Raw genomic sequence first — 20,008 nt, 5'->3', positions numbered from 1 at the left:
TCTTTTTTATTAGTAAGGGAAGTTAAAGTCCTAAATGGACTTTAACGGGTAACTTGTTAGCGGTAGTAAGCATCTTGAGTTACCCAGTGTCCCCACTGAAAGGAGGAAAAATGGAATATAGACCTATAGATATAGCTAGAAAATTAAATATTAGTACATCAACTATTAGAATATATGAAGATATGGGAATTATCCCGCCTGTTAAAAGAACGGATTCTGGATATAGAATATTTACACAAATTCATCTTGATTATCTTATCTGTATTAGAAACATGGTAAAAGGATATAGCCTAGAATTTACTGGAGATTTACTGAGAGAGCATATGAAGGGGAATGACCATAAAGCATTATGGATGATTACTAAATCTCAAGCTGATTTATATGCTGAAAAAATGCGATTGGAAAGAGTCGGCCAAAATCTTATAAAAAATCTAAATTATAAAAGTAGTGACATAAAAAAAGATAAAAAAAATTTAATGACTATAAAGGAAATAAGCAAAATTACAGATATAAGTACAACAACAATACGCTACTGGGAAACTATTGGATTAATTTCATCAGTTAGAGGAGAAGGTAATAATTATAGATTATTTAATGAAGATCAAATTAAAGTAATACTAATTATACATGCTCTAAAGTACTCTTTAAAAATGAAGTATAATTATTACAATATGGAAATGTTAAAAAAAGAACTTAAAGAGTTTATATATAATGAACCAAATACAAGGGACTTAATTGAAAATATAAATATTTATCTAGATAAGGTTAATTTAGAGATGATAAAAGCAATTACAGCATTTTATGAACTAATAAGCAAAGTCTATAGTTAACGATAATTTACTATTAAAAATAAAATGCATATGAAACTAAACCCTAATTGTAAATATTACCTATATGACGTAATATAAGAAAGTTGTGAATCGTCAATAAAGGATAAAATATGGATTTGTGGAGGTTGCTTTTTTGAAAGCCGTTACATAGCTGTATATTCAGATAATGCTTATAATCTATTGTTTTAGCACCAAAAGAGATTTAAACTTTTTTTGCTTTGTCGCTAAATAAATAGCGTCTATCACATCTACTGTAAAAATAAGCTGTAATATACAATGAAGGACAAATTGTTTTGTGGTAATTATTTTGCTTTTGCGTAAAGAAAATAGTTTAGCTATTACAAATGTGGATGTTCCAAGCAAGGTAAGATAAGTGTATGCAATGATAAATGGAATCATCGGCCAGATAATTATTGCAATATGGAATACCATTGAAGCAAACATCCAGCAAACAAAATTGAGTAAATAAAATGGTATAAGACACAATTTGAAAATCATAACTGTTCTGAACGACAAATCTTGTGCCCGTACTATGGAATGTACCGCGACCATGATGTTTAAAGCTACCAATATAAACACCACAATCATGAGTAACAATGGAATCGCAAAAATGGCAAATTTAAAAGAATTTTTCATTTCTTTTGTAAAAATCTGATAAAAAGTCAAGAAAAGCGATAGTGGTACCATGTAGACGAAGACTACAAGCATAGTTAACAGCTTTTTCATTGATGCACCGCCTAATACAAATTGTTAGTTCTTCATAGTATTGTACTTATAACACCATAATATCAATAGTATTCCATATGGTCAATTCAGTTATTATGTAGATTATTGAATTATGTCATTGCGTAAAATAGATATTATGTTCGTAAAGTCCTACAAATGTGACATTTTAAAAGAGCATTATATAATATAAATTCTCATAATTTCAAAAGGTCAACTAGTGCTTCTTCAAGTCGTATACTTGACCATTTAGATTGATTTTCGTCAGGATACTTACGATAAGAGCATTCTATAACCATAATAAGATAAAGATATATTTGATAAAGAACTGCCCTTATTTCCTCTTCCTTCTCAAGGTATATCCTTCCTTTATAACTTTGCATGAAATCTTTATTATTTAAAAGAAAACCGCATACTGGATCTAGTAGTGCATCTCCATATATTGCACGCTCACAATCAAGAATACCTGTTATTTTTGATGTCTTAGGGTCTATAAATATGTTTCCGTCCCACAAATCTTTGTGTACAAGCGATGGCATTTTTACTATGTTTAATACCTCACGCTTTTCATATATCATATTGTAAATTTTATCATAATCGTAAGGGAGTATAACCCTAGCATCTATGGCATCGGCTAGTAACTCCTTTATCATACATAAAAAAGCCTGATCCCATGTGTCAAATTTCTTATCATCCTGTGATATATATCCGAAATAGCTGCCTTCTATACTGTGGATTTTTCGCGCAATCCCACCAAGTTCAGATGATATTTCTCTATACTGTTCTTCTGTAAGTTCTGAACGTATCTTATTGAGTGGTACACCATCTACAAACTCCATGAAGAAAAAGTCATTTTTAATAATTTCTCCACTTTGATCATAATAAAAAACCTTTGGAGTCGGCATATCTCCAAGTGATTTAATCTTATTTAAAACATACACCTCAGTTTCCATGATGTTTTTCTCATACCTCATTACAACCACCTCCTTAGGTGGTGAAACCTTGAGTACCGTTTTAAATCCATTTGTGAGAGTTAACATATATGCAGTGTTAAAATAGCCATCAGCTAACTCTGTTATTATTTCCGGTTTTGTTCTATTTCCGAATGCTTGTCTTGTCATCATATTAATTTGCTCAGAGGTTAGTTTTGATTTTGTTATACTTTCCATATTGATTACTCCTCATTGCTTTAAAACATATATTTATTTTGATTCGTCTTATCTTCCAAGTCCATATTACCTTAATAATTAATTATACAACTTATGGTAATTAACTATCAATAAAAAAGTCTGCATTCATTATGAATACAGACTTTTAAACAAATTGGAATTTACAAGCTGAAATTTGTTAGCTTTGCATTATGCTTACACTAACACAATCGAACACTTATTTAACTGCCCGCAGTTCGATATATCCTCTCTTTCCAATAGGTTCTAACTGTATGCGAGGATTGGTATCATCCCAGGCATATCCAATTACTGCCGGATCATAGCGGTCCATAGAGGCTTGAAGTACTTCAATTGCCTCGCAGTAGTATTCTTCGGCGAAGGGTTCTCCCTGGAACATCAGATATTTAGCCTTGGGCAACATGATTACATCAAACTCATCGGGAACAGGACCGTTGTAATCGACAGCTACCTCGACGCCCTGCACATATTTCGAAGTTCCCGGTCTGCGGTACTGCTCAGGTAGCCACATACACACTGGTTCTCCACACAAAGATTTCATGCTGGTGAGTAAACCCCATACATCACAGCCAACCTCCTGACAATACTCCCAATATCCCGTTGCCTTTTGACCGCGCTTGATGATAACCTTGCGATGGGGTTTATCAATTACCTGAATAAAGACATTTTTAATATTTTCCATGTTATTCGGCTCCTTCCAAAGTTCTCTAAATTTTACGCCATAGGGAGTGAACAAAGACAGAGGAATCGGATTTAAGGCATATTCTTTAGGGTTACAGCCGAATTCCCGAAAGAATGCTCGTTGATAGCTGTCCACACTTCTAAATCCCATATCGTAGGCCACATCGATGATCCTGCAGGTCTCATCACGCAGCCTAAGTGCGGATTTGGATAGTTTGAGCCGCCTGATGTAATCTGCCGGGGCTAACCCAGTCATTTCTTTGAATAACCTGGCGGAATACCACGGAGAGAAAAAGGCCGCTTCAGACAAATCTGTAAGCGTAATGCGTTCTGTTAAATGAGCCTCGATATAATTTTGCATCCGTTGAACTGCTTCCACTTTTTCTGTCATCTGCATCACCTCCTGACAATTCCTATTATAGAAACTTTGAAAGAGGATTTCTCGACTTTCTTTGCTTTATCTTTTTTGACTTTATAAAATAATCATCAATTCAAATTACTATTTATTGAGTTGCCTTACATTTAAACTTATCTTTGAGAATCCTGCATCAAATATTCATGGACTATTATTTCAACATTCTTATTTAAGTCCTCATCTCCATTTAGCCGAAATACTTTGCAAGGTAACGAATTAGCCCATTGTGCATGCTTACTCATACATGGAGAACCATCGGTATCATATCTTGCTGAGTTATCAAGAAAACGGCAGTGTCCTTCATACATATCTCCACCTTCCATAATTCTCTCTCCATATACTTCATAATCTCTCCTATTAATTCGGGCAATTCTAATATCAATGGAAGCTGTAATATGTATTGCTAAATCAAATAATGGGACAAATGGTTGATTAAAGCTATCCATAGAGCCCGCCATCACAAAATGAGTTCCTTTTGATATATCTGTCATCAATTTGTTGATTTTTTCCTCGTGAGTATACATAATGGTAAAAGGTTGATCTGTATCTTTTCTCCAAATATAATCGTCTATATCGAAATAAGGAAAATCAAGCTTTTTTGCAACCAATTTTCCCAATGTTGTTTTTCCAGAACCAGCTGAACCAAAAATAATAATTCCTCTTGCCATTTCCTTTAACCTCACTCAATAAAGCATGATTTTTAATTGTTAATAGACTTCCAATGAGACGTAATATAAGAAAGTTGTGAATTAATTCTTGTTTATTATGCGAAAGAATAAAGTTCATCACTTTTTCCTATTTCATAATGACACTCAATTATTTCACCAGGGGCAATTCTTTCTGCATATGTCAATGTTCTTATAACCATTTCATGGCATACCATTATCACTTTATTATAATTAGCGTACTTATCAGCAACCTTTTTAACTCTACTTCTTAATGAATTTAAGTCTTCCCATCGTCTTGTCTCTCCGTTAGGATAGATACCTTTATGATTATTAAAATCTTTTGTTAAGTCTAAACATTCTTCAAATACACGATATTGAAAGGTTAAATCAGGCATCCATTCATGTAAGTCCATCTCTACTGTTATATCAATATTTGTCTTTTGAGAAATAATTGCAGCAGTCTGTAAAGCCCTTGTATATGGGGAAGATACAATAATATCTGCACTTTTTAATCTCGGGTCTAATGCTGTTGCCAATGCTTGTGCTATACCTTCTTTTGATAAAGGCGCCAAATCTTTGCCATGTCCTATATATCCTCTTTCATCACATGGGCTATAATCTGGTTGTCCATGTCTAACTAAATAAAATTGTGCCATATAACATCCTCCATTTAATTCGCAATAATTTACAAGTCCGTATTACTTTAATAATTAATTATACAACTTATGGTAATTAATTATCAATAAAAAAGCCTGTATTCATAATAAATACAGGCTACTTAAGAATTAATTATATAGATAATGAGAAGTTGACAAATAGTTCAAATATTTTTAAGCTACAATTGTTGGTAAGTTACAATATAAAAAGAATGCGAAGTAATTAGAATTTACCTTGTCATTTGAAAACCAAGCAATACTGTGAAATAGCTATCTGATATATAGTTCAAAAATATTCTTTTAGTATTAGTTTATTTAGTCCAAATTAAACACTAAACATATAAGTAATCCTAATTCACAAATCGAAAATAATTGCGCACATAAATAAGTTCTATAGAAATCATCAGACTTTCGTTTTTCAAGTAAATACATAAAAAATATCATTATTGAAAATATAATGCTCATAACTAAACCAAATATGCCTTCATTTTTAACCGAAACCCAAATACCATTTTGCATTCCATATTTCGTAAAATAATAAGCAAATGTCGGAATGGCAATTATAGTTGTTGGTATGAATACTTTAAATTTAATAAATGGTGAAATAAATGCTAAAAAGATTATTGCACCTAGTATAGCAAGGAACAACAAGATATCTTTAAAAGGGAACCCTATAACCTTTCCTGCCTTTTCATTATTACTGCCCAAAACGATTTTCTCGCAATAAATTGCTTTATGGGTATGGGTTAGATATCCTATTTTATAAGAATCATATTTACTTACACCAGATGAAAAGAAAAATTCAACCTCTTCTCCTGTAGACAGATAAACATAGTCTGTTGGGTCTTTGCTATAATGTTTTATTTCTACTACTTCCCCAGTGACATAATTTAGTTTTCCAGTTATTAATTGAGGAATATCAAGAAGGTTCGGTTTAAGAAAGTAAATTGTTATGCCCATAACGATTATAAACCAAATAACTTTCCATGGGCTAACCCTACTTATATCCCATACCTTTCTTCTAGAAAAACTTTCTAAATAATTATATTTATATTTTTCTTTCGTTGCATTTTTTTTAATGCCTAAAATCCAATTAGAATTTAGTGCTATTATAAGTCCTATTATTAACCAGAATATGATTCCAATTATAAAAAAACATGTTTGAAATATTCTCATTCTTTTACCACCTTAAAATTCGCAATATATATTAGGATTTATTCAATGTATATCTCTCTTATTTGATTGAATAATGTTCGTACTATCTTACTAGTCCATATTCCTTTAATATATTAATTATATAACCTATAGTAATTAATTATCAATAAAAAAGCCTGTACTCATTATGATTACAGGCTGCTTTACTATTGATTATATGGGTAGTAGGACGTTAATAGAAATAGATGTTCTCTACTTTCCAATACAAATAATGTAACAAATTCAAAAATACGAGTACCTAAAATACATATTATCCTAGTTATGTTCAATTAAACAATTGAAATTTATCCCATTTCGTATTATACTCATAATATCTTCTTAACATAGAATAGAAGATGAGGCATATCGATGCCCCGGTAATGCTTGATGAATTTATCTACACAAGTCATTCCATTTCGCATGGCTACGTTTTGTGACGGTATATTTGTATCTCGAATAATAGAATATACTTCTTTAGCATTCAGCTTATCAAAGGCATATTCCTTACAGGCGATTGCGGCCTCACTTGCATATCCGTGATGCCAGTGATCTTTTTGAAAAAGATATCCGACTTCCAATACCTTGTTGTTGTTGCAATCTTGCATTGACAACCCACATTGTCCTATCATTATACCCGTTTCTTTCAGAACAACTGCCCATAGGCCAAAGCCAAATTCTTTATATCGTTCAATTTGTCTGTCAAGCCATCCTTGAACCTCATCAAGGCTAAATGCACCCTCATAAGCATACATTACATCATCATCCTGTAAAATTTTACAAAGAGTCGGAAAATCTGCTTGTGTCATTTCTCTTAAAACTAATCTCTGAGTTTCTAATACCATGCTATTTCCTCCTATAAGTCCTATTAAAATCTGCGATACAAATTACTATTTATTCAGTTATCTTGTATTCTTATATAAACCATCGCATTGACCTACCAATGCGACGGTTTATATGAAAAATGTGAAATAACTCTTAACCACAAATTGGAACTTGTGATAATAATCAATCTATTTTCTGTGCACATAATAAACAGGATTACACCTTTCCATTAGCATGAATGAGATGTGTTGTTTACCTGATTTGCAATAGCTTCGACTATGCATTTCCATGTTCCCTTAGGCATATCGTGTCCCATTCCTTCTATCAAAAGTAATTTAGCATTAGGTATTGTGCGTGCTGTATCTTTTCCTGCTTCCACAGAAAACAATACATCTGCTGTTCCATGAATCACCAATGTCGGAATTGTTAATAATGAAAGGTGTTGTCTCCTATCACCATTAGCAACTAACGCTGCATTTTGGCGTACAGCTCCTTGTGGATAATAAGAACGATCATAGCTTTCTTCACAATACCGCCTTGCACGTTCTTCTTCAAAAGGAAATCCCTTACTCCAAATATTTTTCCACATATGTAAAGTATAATCAATATATGCATCCCGTTCAGTTGGAGGTGTTGCTGTAACAATCGCCAATGTTTCTGGTGATATTTGTGGATTATTCGGATTACCTGTAGATGACATAATAGAAATTAAACTACATATACGCGAAGGATGCCTATAGGCAAAAACCTGAGCAATGGTGCCTCCCATAGAAGCACCACAGATGTGAGCCTTCTTTATTTCCAATGCATCTAGCAAACCAGCTACATCATCAGCCATATCTTCCAATGTATATGCTGTTTTAATTGGTTTTCCCTCTTGTGCCTCCTGGTATATTCTTTTCATATCAGGAATACCAGCTGCATCGAATTTTGTAGACAATCCAGCATCGCGGTTATCAAAGCGTATAACTTGTAAATTATAATTTGCAAGCATTTCACAAAAATCTGGTTCCCAAAAATTTAACTGGGCACCATTTCCTGCAATAAGCACTATTGTAGGATTTGTCTTCTTTCCAAAAACCTCATATTCAATTTGTATTCCATTTGCCTTAACGCGTGCCATAACATATATCCTCCTTAGTATTTTTATATTGATACCGTCTTAATCATGAGCGCATCACTAAAGCCTACATAAATTCTTGTTTATCAATTTGTGAATAAGTAGTTATTACTTCACAATAAATTACAATTTCCTATTACTTTAATAATTAATTATACAACTTATGGTAATTAACTATCAATACTATTGCATATCAGCCATATGTTATGATTTAAGTACGTTCAAACTGAACTGAAGCCAAAATAAAGTTACCTCAACTCTACAAATTGGAATTTATAGGTTTCGATAAAAAACATAATAAAAGTTACTTAATCATTAATAAGTATTGACTAAAAGTATGAATGGGTATATTATAGACAAATACAGTCTGTAATATCTGATTAATGGTACATGGAGGATTAATATGAAGTATACCAAAGCTACTAATTATGCATTACATATAGTTGCATATATGATTAAGTATGATAAAAGAGATAATTTAAGTTTGCATCCTTTGGCAAACCATTTAAATATTTCGCCGAGTTATTTGTCAAAGATTTTAACACAGTTAGTAAAAGCTAATATAATTCAATCAACTCCTGGTGTAAATGGTGGTTATATTTTGCGTAAAAGCAAAGAAGATATTTCACTTTTAGATGTAATTAAAGCAACAGAAGGAAGTAGCCCTATGTTTACATGTGAAATGGATGAAAATCATGCGTGCAAAATACAAAAAGCAATGGAAGAAGCAGCGAATATAATGGAAACTTATCTTAAAAATAAAAAACTATTTGAAATTATATAAAAACGCATTAATTTCATAGGTGTTTTTATACTCTAATTATAGATAAATACAGTCTGTAATATATTTGATTGAATTGATTATATTTTTGTTATAAACAGCTTGTTAACAATGTTTAGTCTACAATAAGATTTATATTAATAGTAAAATAATAAAAATTTTTAAAGGAGATGTTTATATGTCAGAGTTTTGGGAAAAAAGTTTTGTAGAAAAGCAAGCAATGTGGGGGTTTGAGCCATCAAACATTGCAGTTATAGTAGCAGATTACTTTGCTGAAAATAATCTAAAGGATATCTTAATACCAGGTATTGGATATGGAAGAAATGCAAAACCATTTATTGATAATAACATGGAGATTACAGGAATCGAAATTTCTCAAACAGCCATTAATATAGCAAGGCAAAATGGAATTAATAATAAAATTTATCATGGGTCAGTATCAGATATGCCTTTTGAAAATAAACTCTATGATGGTGTAGTTAGCTTTGCTCTTATTCATTTGTTAAACGAAGATGAAAGAAAAAAGTTTATTAATGATTGCTATAACCATTTAAAACCAGGTGGATATATGATTTTTACGGCTGTTTCAGAAAAAGCTCCAATGTACGGTAATGGCACGAAGCTTGCTGAAAATTATTATGAAACAACGTATGGGGTAAAACTGTTTTTCTATGATTCTAAGTCAATAGAGAAAGAGTTTGGAAATTATGGGCTTTTAGATTTTATAGAGATTGATGAAATAAATAAGGAGAACCCAGATAAACCTCCAGTAAACTTTTTAATGATAAAATGCAGAAAAGAAATGTAAAGCTGATAAAGGTCTCAAATAGAATCATAGAATATAAATAAAACCTATTCTAGGTTAATCATATAAGAAATTAAAAAAATAGAACACCATTTGTTCTATTTTTTTAGTTTTAGAGTAACCACTATTTTATATGGGAAGTCTGAGATATATTTCAATCAGCAAGTTCATTAAATCTTTTGTTTATGTATTCCAACTCAAAGGAGTAACATACTCTTCTATATACCCTTATAGTATAATTTTACACCATAAGGGTACTTCTGCAAAGCTAAGAAGATTATGAAGTCACTATTCTTCGTTTTTCTCTTTGAAGAAACTAACAAATAAATGATTTCTACTAATTCCTGATACATTTTCAGGATATTTTTTATGCTTATTAATAAAACCTTCGATATATTTCTTAAATTCTTGAACTTCCGTATCATTCAGGTATAAATCCTCCAAAATTATAGTTCCTGGATCCTTTTCGTTGTTTTTAGATGAATAACTTAGTTGTTCAATAAAAATATTTTTACTTGAATCATAAATTTGGGACAGCATCCTCTGCTTTTCTGCAAGAATAAGTTTATTGCTTACAGTGTCCAAGTCTGAAGAACATTTTATTTGAAAATTTTCTGCTGTTGGCTCATAATACTTTGCAATAATACCCTTTATCTCCCTAGTGAAAACAAGTTTCAGTATGCCTGATGCTTCCATTTTTTTAACATGATAATGCACATTTGCAGGAACTTCATTTATTTCTGAAGCTATTTCTTTAACTGTTGCAGGGGTATTGAGTTTATAAAAGGCTGTTAAAATTCTATATCTGAAAGGATCTGAAATTGCCTTAACTTCTTCAATGGTTGTAAGTACCTTTTTTTCTTCCACTTTGCATCCTCCAATTAATCTATATATTATAAATTTCTTAAGTTTATTACACAAAGCAGTATAGCATATCACATATTAATGTTCTATTTTATTGCATCAAATTCACTTTTAGTAACAATTGAAATTTCTATGTCGTCATTAGTGTTGAATAAAGTTTTCCTAAAGCAAAGTATTGCTGTCAACAATATAAATGATGCAATTGATACGCTAACCCATGCACTTATTATATCAAATAAGAATCCAAATATTAAGAGCCCCAAAGGAACAATTGCCATACAAAAAGTGTTCATCACGGTTCCTACTCTTCCCATCATAGAAATTGGCACTATTTTTTGAAATAGTGAGCTTAATGCTATATTCGCAGTACTTATTACCATCCCAATAATAAAACATACTGAAATAATACATATAAAAGGAATCAGATTATTGCTGAACAAGCCGATAAATATTGGTGAAGATACAACAGCCATTATTCCAATTAATAAAGAAGATATAAGAACATCAATAAACAAAATTTTACCAAGGGTATATTTTTTTGCATATTTACTTGCAATAAATGGAGATAACAGCATTGACGCTACAATTATCATCTGCATCAGACCATATTCAAAATCCGATACTTGCAAAAGCTTTTTTGTTATGTATGTTAATCCGGTTGAAAAAAGGGGATCAAATACGAAATTAATGATAGGAGCTAAAATTATTATCTGAAGAAGAATATTTCTATCCTTTATAAATTTTATTCCTTCATCAAAATCAGATTTAAATGTTTGAAAGCTAATCTTTTCAGGCATCTTATTTACTTTATCGATATTTATAAATATTTCTCCAAAAGCTGCTGCAATAAAACTAAAGGAATTTAGGACTAATATTGGTATCATTCCATAAAACCCAAATAAGGCACCTGCAACTAGAGGTGCAATGAGATTACCCATATTAGTTATGAGTGAATTTATTCCATTAGCGTCCACCAGATCATCTTTTTCTATAACTGAAGGAATAATTGTTCCTGCTGCAGGCTGATAAAATGCAGATATAAGAGTCAGTGCAATAACAAGTACATATATGTTAGTTAGAGATAGAGTTCCTTTAGTTAAATAAATAAAAGCAAATAACCCAACTACTGTACCGCTTAATAAATCTAAATAAACTATTATTTTCTTTCTATCCATCCAATCCACAATAACTCCTGCAAAAGGTGAAAATAACAACTGAGGAATTAAAGCAGCAATAAGTACTGATCCAAACAATGTAGCAGAGCCGGTTTGCTTTAGTACATATAATGATAATACAAAGTCCTGCATCTGAGTACCTAACAACGAAATAAATTTTCCAGCTATAAGCAGAGAGAAATTTTTATGCCTTAAAAGTTTTATGTTCATATGACCACCCCTTTAAAATATATTTTACGATAAAATTATTTTAACGATAAATATATTTTAATGCACAAGTAAAAAAATAGCAATATAAAATTATATCTTTATTATTCTCAATAGCAGGTTCCATAACAATATTTGAACATTGTATTTAGCTCTTGCAACTAAACCTTTATATGTAGAATAAATTACAAGTCCTTATCACTTTAATGAATTAATAATACAACTTATGGTAATTAATTATCAAAAAAAGCCTGTACTCATAATGAATACAGACTACTTAACAATTGATTATATGGATAATGAAAGTATTGTTTAGTTACAATATAAGAAGAATGCGTCTTAGCCGTATTTGTCAGTATATATTTAATCAAGTACTCTTTCAAAATATATGCTGTCACACCATTCTCCATTCTTATAGATATATTTATTAAAACGCCCAATAAACTGGAAATTATTCTTTATTAATACTATTTGGGATCCAATATTATTAGGTGATGTCCCAGCCTCTATCCTATGAAGCTTATGCTTATTGGCTGCTTCATCTAAAACAAGTTTTACAGCGCTTGTTGCATATCCCTTTCCCTGATGTTCCTCGCCCATTCTATAGCCCAGTTCAGCCTTATTAAAAATTCCTCTTTCAATTGATAATAAATTTATTCTACCAAGAATCATTCCTGTATGATTCTTAATTAAATACATATATGCTAATCCTTTCTCTTGATCTTCAATTGACTTCTTTATTATTGTATTGAAATTATTTAATTCATAATAGTTATCTCCTCTTGGGAAGCCTACTCTCTCAAAAAAAGCCCTATTTTTAAGTTCAAATGTAAAAAGTTCCTGTTCATCTGACTCCTCAAGTAATTTGATTATAATATCTGACATAAAGTCCTCCTTAACATCGTAGTATTTTACTAAGTTGTGTTAACGCTAAATTCTTGATTATTAAATTCTTTAGGAACAATGCGAAGAATCTTTATTATATATTATCGTTTAATAAAACCATGTGTATGTGGTCTTCCCATTTACCATTCATTTTTAAATATTTATATGCCAACCCTTCGTTATAAAATCCTAACTTCTCAACTACCCTTAAGGAGCGTTTATTTTTAGGCATAATATTGGCTTCAATTCTATGTAGTCCAAATTCATTGAACATAACTTCAATTCCCTTTTGAATTGCCTCGGTTATATAACCTTTATTCATTTCATCTTTATCTAATTTGTAACCAAGATGACAAGATAGAAATGCTCCCCATACAATGTTGTTAAAGCCAACAGAACCTATTATTCTACTACTATCTTCCTTTTTGAAAACCCATAACCTGAAAGACCTTTTATTTTCAATATTAGATAACTCATTGGCTAATTGTACCTCTTGATATTGCTTTGTATAAAATTCTTCACTCTTCCCTGCTTCCCACTCTTCTAAAAAAGACTTATTTCTTAAATAATAATCTATAACCAATTGTGCATAGGACTTGTCTAATACCTTTAATATAAGTCTTTCAGTTTCATATACTTTTTTCATTAAATGACCTCCATGAATTACTATTTATTGACTCTTCTATGACGTACCATTGCAGCACCATAAAAGAATAAAATTTTTTATAAAAATTTACGTACAACAATAAGCAGTATAATTGCTAAAATGAATATCCAAGTAATTGGGTTTGCCCAGTTCACTGTTAATCCAATTCCATAGGCTTTTGGAATAAAAAAATTAGAATCTTCCTTATTGCAGTAAAAAAGAGCGCCATGTATTTTTCTATACTCTTCAATTTCTTCTTTTGTCCACTTTCTTTTGTTCATGTTTAATTCTCCTTTATTTTACTTAACTCAAGCTCATAATAAGAAAAGTTTACATTAAAATGTTCTTGTTCTCCCTTATATATAAATCCTAACTTTTCAATAACATTACAAGATCTTTTATTATCAGGATAAGCTATTGCAACTAAACGCTTTAAATTAAGTTCATCCTGTGCAAATCTCATTATCCATCCCAATTCCCCTTCCCACATTAGCCATTGAACTTTTCCATATACTTTTCAGGATTACTTAAATCACTGAAGCCAAACTTTTTATAAAACTCATGTGCATCTTTTGTAACAAGGCTCCACCTTCTTAAATCCTGCAAATCAGGATGCTTCATAACGCATTCAAAAAACCAAGTTCCTAATCCTTTATTTCTATACTCTTCATCAATTATAACATCACATAAATATGCATAGGTAGCACCATCTGTAATAACCCTCACTAGCCCAATTTGTCTTTCCTTATGAAATAAAGAAAAGCATAGTGAATTCTCTAATGATTTAATAACTGTATCTCTCTCTCGAGAATTTGCCCAATAAGACTTTGCAAGAAGTGAACATACAGCATCAATATCTATTTTTCTGGGATCAGATGTAGTATGAAAATCATCCTTCTGATAATCAACTATTTGATACACAGTGAAAACCCCCATTCTCTTAAAATAAATTATATATTCAAATGACAACATTATCCATACAAATCTACTTGCAGTGAATTACATTATTCCTCTAAAAACTTATTGATGTTGCTATCAATTGCTGCCCCTTCTGTATTCATTTGGCGTATGCCCTGTATGTTCTTTAAAGCTTTTATAAAAGTTGGATAAGCTTCTAAAGCCAGCAGCATAGGCTATATCAAGAATGCTCCTGTCTGTCTGTTCAAACATTTCAATTGCCTTAGCTACTCTCAATTTAACAATATAATATATTGGAGAAATCCCATAAAAGCTTTTAAATAATCTGGTTAGATGACTTGCACTAATACCAAATTCACAGGAAATAGCCTCTAAATGTAGAGGCTCACTGTAGTTTTGATCTAATTTTTCCTTTACCTTTTGAATAAGTTCATTATTAGGCTCATAATCATGATTAGTTATATCTGGTCTGCATAACTTGCATGGCCTGAAGCCTTCTTTTATGGCATCACTAATATTATTAAAAAACAATATGTTTTCTCTCAATGGTGTTTTAGCCCTGCAGGATGGTCTGCAGACGATGCCAGTTGTTTTTACTGCGTAATAAAACAATCCATCGTACTGCTTATCACAATCTATTACCGCTCTCCACTTTTCATTCTCAGATATCATGCCACTATTTCTCATATTAGGGCCTCCATAAACTTCTAATTTTAAGAGCTTAATCTACATCATGACTATATCCTACAATATCAATTTCCTTGCCTAAAGCTTCAATAAACTTATTATACAGTGGACATTTTAGCTTTATGCATGTAGATAAGTGAATAGTATCAACACCCTTATTTTTCATTATTCTTGATTTCTCCAAAACTTGTTGCACAGAATCTTCGCTGCATCCATTGCAGTGAACAAAACACATTACTTCTGAATTACTATCATAATTTTTAAAGGATCCCTCTCTATTATTAAAAGCTTTAAAGCATCCATAGCTTGAACATGTTCTGCTCTCATTATAACAGTTGATAATACCAATTTTACTCATATTTATAAAACAGCTCCTCACACAAATTTATTTTATGTTAGAAGTATATCATTTTTAAAAGAAGGAAATCTTCCTGTTTTCTGCTGAGTAATATTTTGTTAAAATGCAAACTATACTCAATTAACATCCAATAAAGTAATTATACTATATAATTGCAAAACATAAATATATACCTAATTTACTATATTTTATCATTTATTCTAAAGTTTTGGTTATAAATAACGATGTAACTTTTGAAGGGGTGATTTGCATGAACGGAATAAATTCCTTTGAAGTCATAAACGGATATATGAGTTATGCTAAAGACTTAATATCAAGTGAAATATCTTATAATATAGGCAGATTCTTTGATTTAGATAATAATGATATTAGTGGTATTAAAAATAATATTGATAGCATTATATACAATAGACTTAACAATATTACAATCACAACATGGTTGATGCTTTTGCTTAATACAAAGCTCCTTGTAAATATACAAGGAGCTTTATTAATGCAGTTATATCATACAATTTACTAATTCTTATATATGCAGTGGTTTTAGAATATCACCCTAGCAACCTCGATATACAACTCGATTTTTACCAAGTTTTTTAGCAACATAAAGCTGCTCATCGGCTTGTCTTATAAATTCTTTAAGTTTAATATCTTCATTAGGAACCATGCATGCAATACCAATTGACAATGTAACTCTATCTGATATTTTTGAGAATTCATGAGGAATGTTAAGCACTGCAATTGTAGTTTTTATAAATTCTCCAAATTTAATAGCTTCCCCACTTGAACATTTTGACAGCACAATCATAAACTCATCTCCACCATATCTTGCAATAAAATATGGTCTGATATTTATAGATGATAAGGCCTTAGCAATACAAGCTAGGCATTTATCGCCTTCTAAATGTCCATAATTATCGTTATATTCTTTAAAATAATCTATATCAATAACAAATAGTGCTAAATTATCTCCCTTTTCCATACTTGCATTCCAAGTATTTTCAATATAGTCATCAAATCTCCTTCTATTAGCTATGCCAGTTAATTGATCTTTTTCAGCCAAAGACAATAAAACTTGATTTAGATCTTCTAATTCTTTTGATTTCATAGCATTATTAATTGCAATGGCAGCATATGCAGACAGTGATTTTAGCATTTCCACATAATATTGATTAAATGCTTCTTCTTCTTCACTTTGTACTGTCATTACTCCAATAACTTTTGTATTAATAATAAGAGGGCAAAACATAAGTGAATTTAATTCAGCATTGTTTTTATATTTTAACATTCTATCAAATGTTGCTTCATCCATATATCTTTTTGTCTCTTTTCTTGCATTATTAATTACAATTATTTCTTTACTATTGATACACTCCCCTACAATAGTTTGTCCTTCATTAATTAGCACAGCTTGTGGTTCTTTTCTTTGTTCCCTATCCATAATATATAAATACTTCACAGAAAAATCCTTTTCATCGTAAAGACCAACTGCAAAATACGATAATTTCATAAAACTTTTAATGCTTGAATAAAGTATTTCCATTAATAAATCCATATTTAATGTGGAGGTTATTCTTTGACCTAACTCACTTATTATAGAAATTTTATCAACGAGCATTTCTAATGATTGCCTTTGAATCTGTAGATTATTATTCTCTTTTTCAATCTCCTGAATTTTCTTTTTTATATTTAGACTATTGATAATATTAGTGTGATATGTCTCTGAATATAATTCTTCATAATCATAATGAAGTTTAGTGTATTCGAAAGAATTTTTATAATCTCCCAAATCACCATAAAACTTTGATAACATAATAGATATTTTAGATGTCTTTTCAAACAACTTGAATTGTATTGATAAATTACATGCATTAGTTAATACTTCTATAGCTTCAGTACTTCTATTTTGTTCTTTTAGATATTCAAAATAACTTATTAACGAATCAATATAATAACCTGGTACTGCTTCTTTCTCATTTAAATTCATTGCGATATGAAAATATTCATCTACCTTGTCATAATTGCCTTTTCTCCATGAGGTTAAAGCCATCAATTTATATGCATCTGCCTCAGCTATAATATACTTATATTTTCTTATATACTCTAGTGACTTATAAGCAATATTATCTGCCTTTTCATAGTCTCCCATTAAATAATATATTTCACCTAAAGACAACAGCACTATACCTTGTGATAAACTATACTCAAATTCTATATCAATATCATATGCCTTTTTACAGAAATTCAATGCTTCTTTATATTGCTTAAGTTCCTTATAATTTTCTGATATATTGTTAAAAGTTCTTACCAATGACTTTTTAGAATTAAATTCACTGTTATATTTTTTCCCTTTATCAATTTCTTCAGCAGCTGCCAGAGCATTATTATGAGAATCCATACTTCTATCCATATCACCAATATGAAGAAATAAAATTCCAAGTAAATTATATGCCATCCATTTAAGATCCTGTAATTCTTCCTTAACAAAATAATGAAGAGAATCAAGTAGTAAAGATAATGCACTGTCATTTTCACCAATATTATAATAACAGTTTGCTATATAAAAATTAGCTAATTTCTCACCAAGTACGTAGTCTATTTGTTTACATAAAATAAGTGCATCATTTGAAATTTCCATTGCCCGTCTCGAATCAATAAATCTTAATTTATCAACTTCTTTAAGTAGCATATCTATTTTTCCTCTTATAGCTTGTCTGTTCATATAACAACTCTCCTACTAAATCTCTTTTTGTAAGAACACACTTTTTTATTTTACTTATTTCTACCACTTATTACATAATCTTTAAAACCTACTTATTAATCATATTATAATTGAAAAACACCCCTTTTTCTAGTTTTTTTTCCACCCACTAACGCTATATTTCAATTATTTCTTAGTTAAATTAAAATATATAGTAAAAACTTGGAGAAAACCAAGGAAAAACATTATTGAATTATTTACCAAATCGTACTACAATTTAAATAACAACGATTATTTCTTAATATAAAATTTTATTTTTAGTATAAAGGACGTGTTAGAATGAAATCAAAACGTTTATTATGGATTCTCTTTTATATCTTTGCGGCTATTTTACCATCAACTTTTTATGTTACAACTTCTATAAACAGTAACTCTGATTCCTTATTAATTTTATCTGGAATATTTGGAATAACAGCTTATGTACTTTTTGCTTTTCAGTTTTTATTAACATCAAGAACTAAGATTATTGATAGGCTCTTCGGCATGGACAGAATATACAGATTCCATATGATAATTGCTGTTTTAGCCATAATTTTTGCTTTTACACATAAGATGCTAAAAGAAATCTACTTTTCAGAATCCTTTCAAACCTCTTTAGGCGATGCTGCCTTTATAATTTTTATTAGTATAAGCGTATTCAGCATACTTATGATGATAAATAAACTGTTCTTCAAATTTAAACCTGCAGATTATATTCGAAGCCTTTTGAATAAGATGCTCAACCTTAAATATCAATATAAGGTTTTGATACACAACATTACACTTATAGGTCTCATAGTTCTCTTAGTTCATATTTTACTTGCATATTCCGTTAGTTCAAATATTTATTTAGAAACCATATTAATAATTTATTTTGTTGTACCATTTGCGCTATATTTTAATCATAAAATAATTAAGGTATATTTTAATAAAAACAAAAAATATACTGTATCTGAAGTTATTAATAACTCTAATAACATTGTCACCCTTAAATTCAAGCCATCGCAGGGGAAAGTTTTTAATTATCTTCCTGGCCAGTTTTTATATGTGAGAATCTATAATCTTGAAGTCCCACGTGATGAGCATCCCTTTACTATTTCCTCAGACCCTTCTGAGCAGGATTTTGTTTCTATAACAGTAAAACAACTCGGCGACTTTACAAACAAACTAAGCAAAGTAAAGGTTGGTGATAGTGCATATATTGATGGAGCTTTTGGTTCATTTTCATATTTAAAAAGACCTGAAAATAAAAAAATATGCTTTATTGCTGGCGGCATAGGAATAACTCCTTTTTTAGCAATGTTAAGGCATATGAATTCAACTGATAATAGCAAAAAAGTGGTGCTGCTGTGGGGTGCCAGAGATCTATCTGAGGTTATATGTAAAGATGAGTTAGATGACTATACATCAAAATTTAAAGATTTTAAATTCGTGCCTATTCTTTCAAATGATAATACTTATACAGGAGAAAAGGGTTATATAGACACTAATATTATTAAAAAATATTTGGAGGATGTACTTGAATATGACTTTTACATTTGTGGTCCTCCTATTATGATGGATATTCAAATTAAGAACTTGAATAGTTTAGGAGTACCTAAAGAAAATATTCACTTTGAGAGGTTTGCAATTTAATTGCTGAAGTTAAG

The 20,008-nt window shown here is 30.5% G+C and carries 23 protein-coding genes; 5 read left to right on the top strand and 18 right to left on the bottom strand.

What is annotated here, in order from left to right; all coding sequences use genetic code 11:
• The first annotated feature begins 110 nt into the window (after positions 1-110).
• Positions 111-830 (top strand): MerR family transcriptional regulator, encoded by a 720-nt coding sequence (locus bsdE14_RS16245; protein ID WP_264851051.1) that lies wholly within the window; start codon positions 111-113, stop codon positions 828-830.
• 177 nt (positions 831-1,007) lie between these two features.
• On the opposite strand, the gene bsdE14_RS16240 is transcribed toward bsdE14_RS16245, so the two are convergent.
• The 8 genes from bsdE14_RS16240 to bsdE14_RS16205 all read right to left on the bottom strand — a co-directional run bounded on the left by bsdE14_RS16240 (position 1,008) and on the right by bsdE14_RS16205 (position 8,299).
• A complete protein-coding gene (locus tag bsdE14_RS16240; RefSeq protein WP_264851050.1) occupies positions 1,008-1,556 on the bottom strand; it encodes a DUF6652 family protein in 549 nt (182 codons plus the stop codon).
• Positions 1,557-1,750: 194 nt separating this feature from the next.
• Positions 1,751-2,722, bottom strand: a complete 972-nt coding sequence (locus bsdE14_RS16235; protein ID WP_264851049.1) for a phosphotransferase family protein — start codon at positions 2,720-2,722, stop codon at positions 1,751-1,753.
• Between the two features lie 217 nt (positions 2,723-2,939).
• Positions 2,940-3,812 carry a helix-turn-helix transcriptional regulator gene (locus bsdE14_RS16230; RefSeq protein WP_264851048.1) on the bottom strand — a complete coding sequence of 291 codons (873 nt, stop codon included), beginning with the start codon at positions 3,810-3,812 and terminating at the stop codon, positions 2,940-2,942.
• Between the two features lie 137 nt (positions 3,813-3,949).
• The gene (locus bsdE14_RS16225; RefSeq protein WP_264851047.1) at positions 3,950-4,504 is read right to left on the bottom strand and encodes an AAA family ATPase; all 555 of its coding nucleotides are present in this window, start codon (positions 4,502-4,504) and stop codon (positions 3,950-3,952) included.
• A 95-nt stretch (positions 4,505-4,599) separates the two neighbouring features.
• Positions 4,600-5,160 (bottom strand): histidine phosphatase family protein, encoded by a 561-nt coding sequence (locus tag bsdE14_RS16220; protein ID WP_264851046.1) that lies wholly within the window; start codon positions 5,158-5,160, stop codon positions 4,600-4,602.
• A 315-nt stretch (positions 5,161-5,475) separates the two neighbouring features.
• The gene (locus bsdE14_RS16215) at positions 5,476-6,336 is read right to left on the bottom strand and encodes a cytochrome b family protein (protein WP_264851045.1); all 861 of its coding nucleotides are present in this window, start codon (positions 6,334-6,336) and stop codon (positions 5,476-5,478) included.
• A gap of 344 nt (positions 6,337-6,680) precedes the next feature.
• A complete protein-coding gene (locus bsdE14_RS16210) occupies positions 6,681-7,196 on the bottom strand; it encodes a GNAT family N-acetyltransferase (protein ID WP_264851044.1) in 516 nt (171 codons plus the stop codon).
• Between the two features lie 209 nt (positions 7,197-7,405).
• Entirely contained in the window at positions 7,406-8,299 is an 894-nt protein-coding gene (locus bsdE14_RS16205; protein WP_264851043.1) for an alpha/beta fold hydrolase, read from the bottom strand.
• Between the two features lie 400 nt (positions 8,300-8,699).
• On the opposite strand from bsdE14_RS16205, the gene bsdE14_RS16200 reads away from it, so the two are divergent.
• Entirely contained in the window at positions 8,700-9,080 is a 381-nt protein-coding gene (locus tag bsdE14_RS16200; RefSeq protein ID WP_264851042.1) for an RrF2 family transcriptional regulator, read from the top strand.
• Between the two features lie 175 nt (positions 9,081-9,255).
• Entirely contained in the window at positions 9,256-9,885 is a 630-nt protein-coding gene (locus tag bsdE14_RS16195; protein WP_264851041.1) for a class I SAM-dependent methyltransferase, read from the top strand.
• Between the two features lie 285 nt (positions 9,886-10,170).
• On the opposite strand, the gene bsdE14_RS16190 is transcribed toward bsdE14_RS16195, so the two are convergent.
• The 9 genes from bsdE14_RS16190 to bsdE14_RS16150 all read right to left on the bottom strand — a co-directional run bounded on the left by bsdE14_RS16190 (position 10,171) and on the right by bsdE14_RS16150 (position 15,622).
• A complete protein-coding gene (locus bsdE14_RS16190; protein WP_264851040.1) occupies positions 10,171-10,749 on the bottom strand; it encodes a winged helix-turn-helix domain-containing protein in 579 nt (192 codons plus the stop codon).
• 83 nt (positions 10,750-10,832) lie between these two features.
• Positions 10,833-12,131 carry an MFS transporter gene (locus bsdE14_RS16185; RefSeq protein ID WP_264851039.1) on the bottom strand — a complete coding sequence of 433 codons (1,299 nt, stop codon included), beginning with the start codon at positions 12,129-12,131 and terminating at the stop codon, positions 10,833-10,835.
• Between the two features lie 360 nt (positions 12,132-12,491).
• Positions 12,492-13,013 carry a GNAT family N-acetyltransferase gene (locus bsdE14_RS16180; protein WP_264851038.1) on the bottom strand — a complete coding sequence of 174 codons (522 nt, stop codon included), beginning with the start codon at positions 13,011-13,013 and terminating at the stop codon, positions 12,492-12,494.
• Positions 13,014-13,107: 94 nt separating this feature from the next.
• Positions 13,108-13,659, bottom strand: coding sequence for a GNAT family N-acetyltransferase (locus bsdE14_RS16175; RefSeq protein WP_264851037.1), 552 nt, complete (start codon positions 13,657-13,659; stop codon positions 13,108-13,110).
• A gap of 77 nt (positions 13,660-13,736) precedes the next feature.
• Complete coding sequence (locus bsdE14_RS16170) at positions 13,737-13,940, bottom strand: DUF5808 domain-containing protein (RefSeq protein WP_264851036.1); 204 nt, start codon at positions 13,938-13,940, stop codon at positions 13,737-13,739.
• 2 nt (positions 13,941-13,942) lie between these two features.
• Positions 13,943-14,122, bottom strand: coding sequence for a GNAT family N-acetyltransferase (locus bsdE14_RS16165; protein ID WP_264851035.1), 180 nt, complete (start codon positions 14,120-14,122; stop codon positions 13,943-13,945).
• Positions 14,123-14,148: 26 nt separating this feature from the next.
• Positions 14,149-14,580, bottom strand: a complete 432-nt coding sequence (locus bsdE14_RS16160) for a GNAT family N-acetyltransferase (RefSeq protein ID WP_264851034.1) — start codon at positions 14,578-14,580, stop codon at positions 14,149-14,151.
• A 114-nt stretch (positions 14,581-14,694) separates the two neighbouring features.
• Complete coding sequence (locus bsdE14_RS16155; protein WP_264851033.1) at positions 14,695-15,264, bottom strand: bifunctional transcriptional activator/DNA repair enzyme AdaA; 570 nt, start codon at positions 15,262-15,264, stop codon at positions 14,695-14,697.
• A 34-nt stretch (positions 15,265-15,298) separates the two neighbouring features.
• The gene (locus tag bsdE14_RS16150) at positions 15,299-15,622 is read right to left on the bottom strand and encodes a CGGC domain-containing protein (protein ID WP_264851032.1); all 324 of its coding nucleotides are present in this window, start codon (positions 15,620-15,622) and stop codon (positions 15,299-15,301) included.
• 250 nt (positions 15,623-15,872) lie between these two features.
• Here bsdE14_RS16150 and bsdE14_RS16145 point away from each other — a divergent pair, with 250 nt between their 5' ends.
• On the top strand, positions 15,873-16,142 hold the full coding sequence (locus bsdE14_RS16145; protein WP_264851031.1) for a hypothetical protein: 270 nt from the start codon (positions 15,873-15,875) through the stop codon (positions 16,140-16,142).
• Between the two features lie 33 nt (positions 16,143-16,175).
• Here the strand turns inward: bsdE14_RS16145 and bsdE14_RS16140 are convergent, their stop codons facing one another.
• Positions 16,176-18,341, bottom strand: coding sequence for a diguanylate cyclase domain-containing protein (locus tag bsdE14_RS16140; RefSeq protein WP_264851030.1), 2,166 nt, complete (start codon positions 18,339-18,341; stop codon positions 16,176-16,178).
• Positions 18,342-18,659: 318 nt separating this feature from the next.
• On the opposite strand from bsdE14_RS16140, the gene bsdE14_RS16135 reads away from it, so the two are divergent.
• Positions 18,660-19,994, top strand: a complete 1,335-nt coding sequence (locus tag bsdE14_RS16135) for a ferredoxin reductase family protein (protein WP_264851029.1) — start codon at positions 18,660-18,662, stop codon at positions 19,992-19,994.
• Positions 19,995-20,008: the final 14 nt, after the last annotated feature.

It is taken from the genome of Clostridium omnivorum, from assembly GCF_026012015.1.
Lineage (GTDB): Bacteria > Bacillota > Clostridia > Clostridiales > Clostridiaceae > Clostridium_AX > Clostridium_AX omnivorum.
This window is presented reverse-complemented; position numbering and strand designations above follow the sequence as displayed.